Source organism: Oribacterium sp., from assembly GCF_057249185.1.
The window spans coordinates 1-4,690 of record NZ_DBHIGR010000169.1; the positions used below are offsets into that span (position 1 = coordinate 1).

General features: G+C 42.4%; 3 protein-coding genes. 1 reads left to right on the forward strand and 2 read right to left on the reverse strand.

Translation table 11 applies throughout. From position 1 onward, the window contains the following. On the reverse strand, positions 1 to 773 hold a 773-nt coding region (locus tag ACO4PX_RS08700; RefSeq protein ID WP_485572302.1), incomplete at its 3' end, for a hypothetical protein. A gap of 71 nt (positions 774 to 844) precedes the next feature. Beyond that, positions 845 to 3,367, reverse strand: a complete 2,523-nt coding sequence (locus tag ACO4PX_RS08705) for a PEP/pyruvate-binding domain-containing protein (protein ID WP_485572303.1) — start codon at positions 3,365 to 3,367, stop codon at positions 845 to 847. A 271-nt stretch (positions 3,368 to 3,638) separates the two neighbouring features. Between ACO4PX_RS08705 and ACO4PX_RS08710 the strand changes: the two genes are divergently transcribed. Further along, a partial coding sequence (locus tag ACO4PX_RS08710; RefSeq protein WP_485572304.1) for a peptidylprolyl isomerase occupies positions 3,639 to 4,690 on the forward strand: 1,052 nt, incomplete at its 3' end.

Genomic DNA, 4,690 nt, shown 5'->3' on the forward strand with positions numbered 1-4,690 from the left:
AGCTCCTCCTTATCATAAGCCAAAAAGACCATTTCTTCATCTACAATATACTTTAAAGAACTGTAAAGGCTTACAAAGTTATCTCGAGAAATGTTCCGAAAGCCTTGAAAATCCTTATACCGCTCCATTAAAAGGGGATAAATTTCAGAAAGATATCGGTCAAAGTTCTCTTTTGTCGGATGCAAAAATCGGTAGCCCTTTTCCTGAAAATGTTCCAATCGTTTCTTGCCCTTTGCATTCTCATAGGAAGGCTCCAAAACATCATAAAAGTTGGAAACATAGCGATTACAAATCTGAAAGCCCGCTTTTTCAAAAAGGTAAGGATAATAAGCTTTGTTCGCAGGTTCTCCGGTATAGGGCGCTTTCTCCTCCAAAGCAAAGCGATACCTTCCGAAAAAAGAAAGGTCAATGGGGCCTTTCATGCCCTTCTTCCCCGCTTTTTTCGCTTCCTCTTCACAAGCTTCTAAAAGCAAAAGGGCCACTTCCTCTTCCTCTATACTTTCATAGAAGCCCACAAAACCGTAATCCTCATCTTCATACAGCGTTAAAGCAACCCGCCCTGCTACGCTCTCTTTTCCCTCAGAAACGCATACGCAAAGAAAGGGCAGAAAACGAAGCTTTCCCTGCACTAAAATGTGCTTTCCCGCAAGTACCGCCTCCTCCATTTTCCTGTCCTGCATAAGACAGGACTTTTTATAAAGCATAGCAGGAAAATTTAAAAATTGCGCTTTCTCCCCTTGCTCCTTTACCGCTTTGATTTGATAGTTCTTCATTTTCCCTTTCTATCTTTAAAACAAGTGAGCGAATAAAGTCCGGGTTTTCCTCTCTCACTTGTCCGGCAATCCTATTTTTCCTTTTGCTTTATAACACTGCAAATGCCTAAATCCCCGTCTATCTCCACAATATCTCCACTTTGCAGCTCCTCCATAATATTCGGAATATTGACCACCGCAGGCTTTTCCAATTCTCTTGCGAGAATGGCACTGTGGGATAGAAGGGATCCTCTTTCCGTAATGAGTCCTCCTGCCATATTGAGATAAGGAAACCAGCCCGGATCTGTAGAATAGCTTAAGAGGATTTTCCCTTTAGCCTCCGCTACTTTTATCTCCTGTAAGCTTTTAATCTTTAAAACCTCTCCTCGGAAGATGCCCTTGGAAACGCCTCGCCCAAAGAAAACTCTAGGCGTAGAATTCCCTGCTTCTTTATCTTTCTTTCCGGTTTTTTCCATTTGCCTGATTTTTCCGGCTTTCCTATTCCCTTCATCATTTCCGGGCCTTCCGATTTGACCTTCTATATTCCTTTTTCCCTTGAAAGATTCATAGCTTAAAACACGAATCTCTCCTGCCAAAGGATCTCTGTCCACCTTTCCAAGGAGCTTTACCCGAGACAAAACCGGAAGTCTTTCATAGGCCTTTCTGAGTTCCTTTTCTCTCGTAATTTTCAAGGAGAAATCTTTGCCGGAAAATAACAATTCCTTCAGCTCATCAAGGCTCAAATAATACACATCAAAGCCTATGGTTTTCTCTCCGATTTTATCTACAATTCGCCGCATAAGGCCAAAGCATCTTGTACGATGAAGACGGGAAATCTCCCTATTGTTACAGGAGGACTCGGCAAGGCTATAAAAGAAGGACTTTCTCTGTTTTTGCTCGGAAGGCTTCTCTGAACAGCTTGTCTCTTCGCAATCTTTCTCCGAGAAATTTGTCTCTACACAATTTTTCTCTACACATGCTTTCCCAAGACTATGCTTCGCTTCCGAAAGCTCATACCTCTCCGCAGTTTCGGTCTCTAAAGAATCCAAAATCCATCGGTCCAGTAGCTCTTCATTGGTTCTGTAGGTTCTGGTTTCCAGCTTCAGCTCTCCCACTATTCGATCCCCATAGGCAGAAATATAGCTTTTCTTTTCCCTGCGGTATTCCTCGCTGTCTAAGCCATGCTTTCCGGCTATTGCCTTTAAGGCGGAAAGCGCTCGTACAGGCTTCATGGTTTCTAAGGAAAATGCCGTTTTCTTCCCATATAAATGCGTGCTGATAAAGGACACCATATCATTCATCAAAGTAATATCCCACTCCCGCAGTAGATCTTCCTTCATTTCCAAAAAAATTTGATAGAGTGCCTGAGCCTCTTCCTCCTCATCCACCCTTTTACTATAGGAGGCATAGCGCTCTTGGAAAAACCTGTCCAGCTCCTGCATTTTCCTTTGAGAAACGAAAAAATAATAGCAAAATAAAAGGGCGATTCTGCACTTTAAAAAGAAGCTTGGCTTCTTCCTGGAAAAGGATATTTCTTCGTTAGACACCCCCAGCATTCCCTGCCAAAGCGGAATAATCTTTCTGGAAAAGGGAAGGAGACGCAGGATATCATACCAGGAGGAGATTTCATAATACATTCTTCCGGAAAATCCTCCCACCATGCGTTGAAAAAGCTCCTCATAGGAAGAGACCTTCTTTCCCAAAAAACGCCTTCCCAAAGAAGTGAAAATCCCGCTATACATTTCTCCTGCAAAGCTTTCACTTAAAGGAAGACATATTCCCGGAAAGCTTTCGGAGATATTGCTGTTGTCCAAAATCCGAACCGGAAGTTGCATGTCTAAGGTAGTGATTTCTCTGGCCTGTAAAATGTAAACTTTGCCCTTTTCTATGGCAAATTCTATGTCCATGGGCTTTTGAAAAAGCTGTTCTATTTTTTCTCCAAGGGTAAACAAAGTTTTCAGCTCTTCCTCATCCAAAGCTAGACCGGTACCCTGCCCCTCTTGGTACAGGCATTCCCCCGGAAAATAGTGGTAGGTTAGTACATTTTCCTGATCCTCCACCACCTTATCTCCAAGCCCCTGTCCAAGAACCACCACCATTTCACTAAGAATACCCTTGGGGTTTTTTGTAAACAGAACACCGGACTTTTCCGGAAACAGCATTTCTTGAATGAGTACCGTTTCTACCAATACTTCTGATTTTATCTGTTCTGTGTTCTTCTGATGTTTTGTGTTCTTCTGATGTTTTGTGTTCTTCTGATGTTTTGTGTTCTTCTGATGTTTTGCGTTCTCCTGCTGTCCTTCTTTACCCTGCTTTTTTAGAAAGTCTTCCCCCTTCCCTCTATTCGCCTTTTCTTTATATTCCAAACTTCCGGCGTAGGAGGCAAAGACCTCTTGCACCGCCTCCTTGACCTTCTCCCTTTTCACATTTAAGCGAGTCAAAAACTGTCCGGCAAAGGAATACTCCCCGCCATCTTCTGCGGAAAAATTGGAGCGGACGGCAAAGTATTCCTTCTCAGAAAAAGAAAGATCCACTTCTTCATTTTCCGAAACCAGAATAAACTTTGGAACCGGAAATCCCTTTTCTTCTAGAATCTCTAAATGCCTTGCCTTCATTTTCACTCTCCATTAATTTTCTTGCTTTTCACAAGCATTATAATGATTCATATTACCTTGGATACCGGAGTTTTTCCACTCTATAATTCTGATTCCTTTCTAAACAAGTGCCTTTCGGAAAGTATATGCCCTCTACTTTTGAAAATCATATTTTCCCCAAATCAGCTTTTAAAATTGAAATTAATTTGGTATTATTAACTAAATATATCTCGGATTTTACAGGGACATAGCTGTAAATTCCTACAATATCTCATGGCAGAAAGGAGTCTTTATGAGAAAATCATTTGTCAAGTCGGCTCTGGCATTCGGTTGTGCTTTGCTGACAATGCTCTCCCTCACCGCAATCACAGGCTTTGCAAAAAACTATGATGAAGAGGTGCAGACCTGGCAGCTATTATCCCGCCGTTGGGACGAAACTCTACTGCAGGAAAGAGCAGAGGAGTTTATCAAGGCTATCAAAGAGCAAAAAGGTATTGAAGACTTTATTGTTCCGGATATTGCGGAAGAGGAAAAGGAAGCGATTCGAAGCTATTTCCGGGCTTTTGAAGGAAAGAAAGATATCCGCTATATTTACAGTAAGATGCCGGTACTTCACCGTGTAAGCGGAACCGATGAGTACAATGATTTGCGGGGTATCATGGAATTAAAGTTTCAAGTAAGCGAAGGAAAGAACAAGGTAACAGAATACACGGTTATGATGAAGATGGCACAGCTTGGCGATGCCCAGGGTCAAAAATGGAAAATCATTAATATCCTATGGAAAGATAAGGGTGTAGATGTCTCCGATGTAAAGCTTTATCAACTGGAAAAGCCACGAAGAGGCGAAGAGGTTTGTATCATGACCACCGATGCAGGAGTCATTAAACTGCGACTCTTCCCCAATCAGGCTCCTATTGCCGTACAAAACTGGATTACGCTTTCCAAGCAAGGCTTCTATAACGGAACTCCATTTGCAAGAGTAATCAAGGACTTTGTGATTCAGGGTGGAGCTTTGGATGGTTCCGGTGATGAAGCAAAGTCCAGCTATAACGGCTTCTTCCAAGATGAAGTCAATATGGAGCTGCACAACTTTAACGGAGCGCTTTGCCTAGGAAATAACGGTCCCCATACTAACGGAAATCAGTTCTATATCGTGCAGTGCAGTAAGATTCGTAATGAAGCGGCACTTCCTCTTTTATCTCTTCCGGAAAATGTAAAAGCAAAGTACAAGGAAGTGGGCGGAATTCCCGAGCTGGACGGACGTTACACCGTATTGGGACAGGTTTATGAAGGAATGGACGTAGTAGAAAAGATTGCTTCTCAGGAAACCAATCAAGATGATGC

What these genes read in the sequence shown, in the direction of transcription:
- ACO4PX_RS08705 (WP_485572303.1), bottom strand. Translation starts at nt 3,367, where the DNA reads ATGAAGGCAAGGCATTTAGAGATTCTAGAAGAAAAGGGATTTCCGGTT.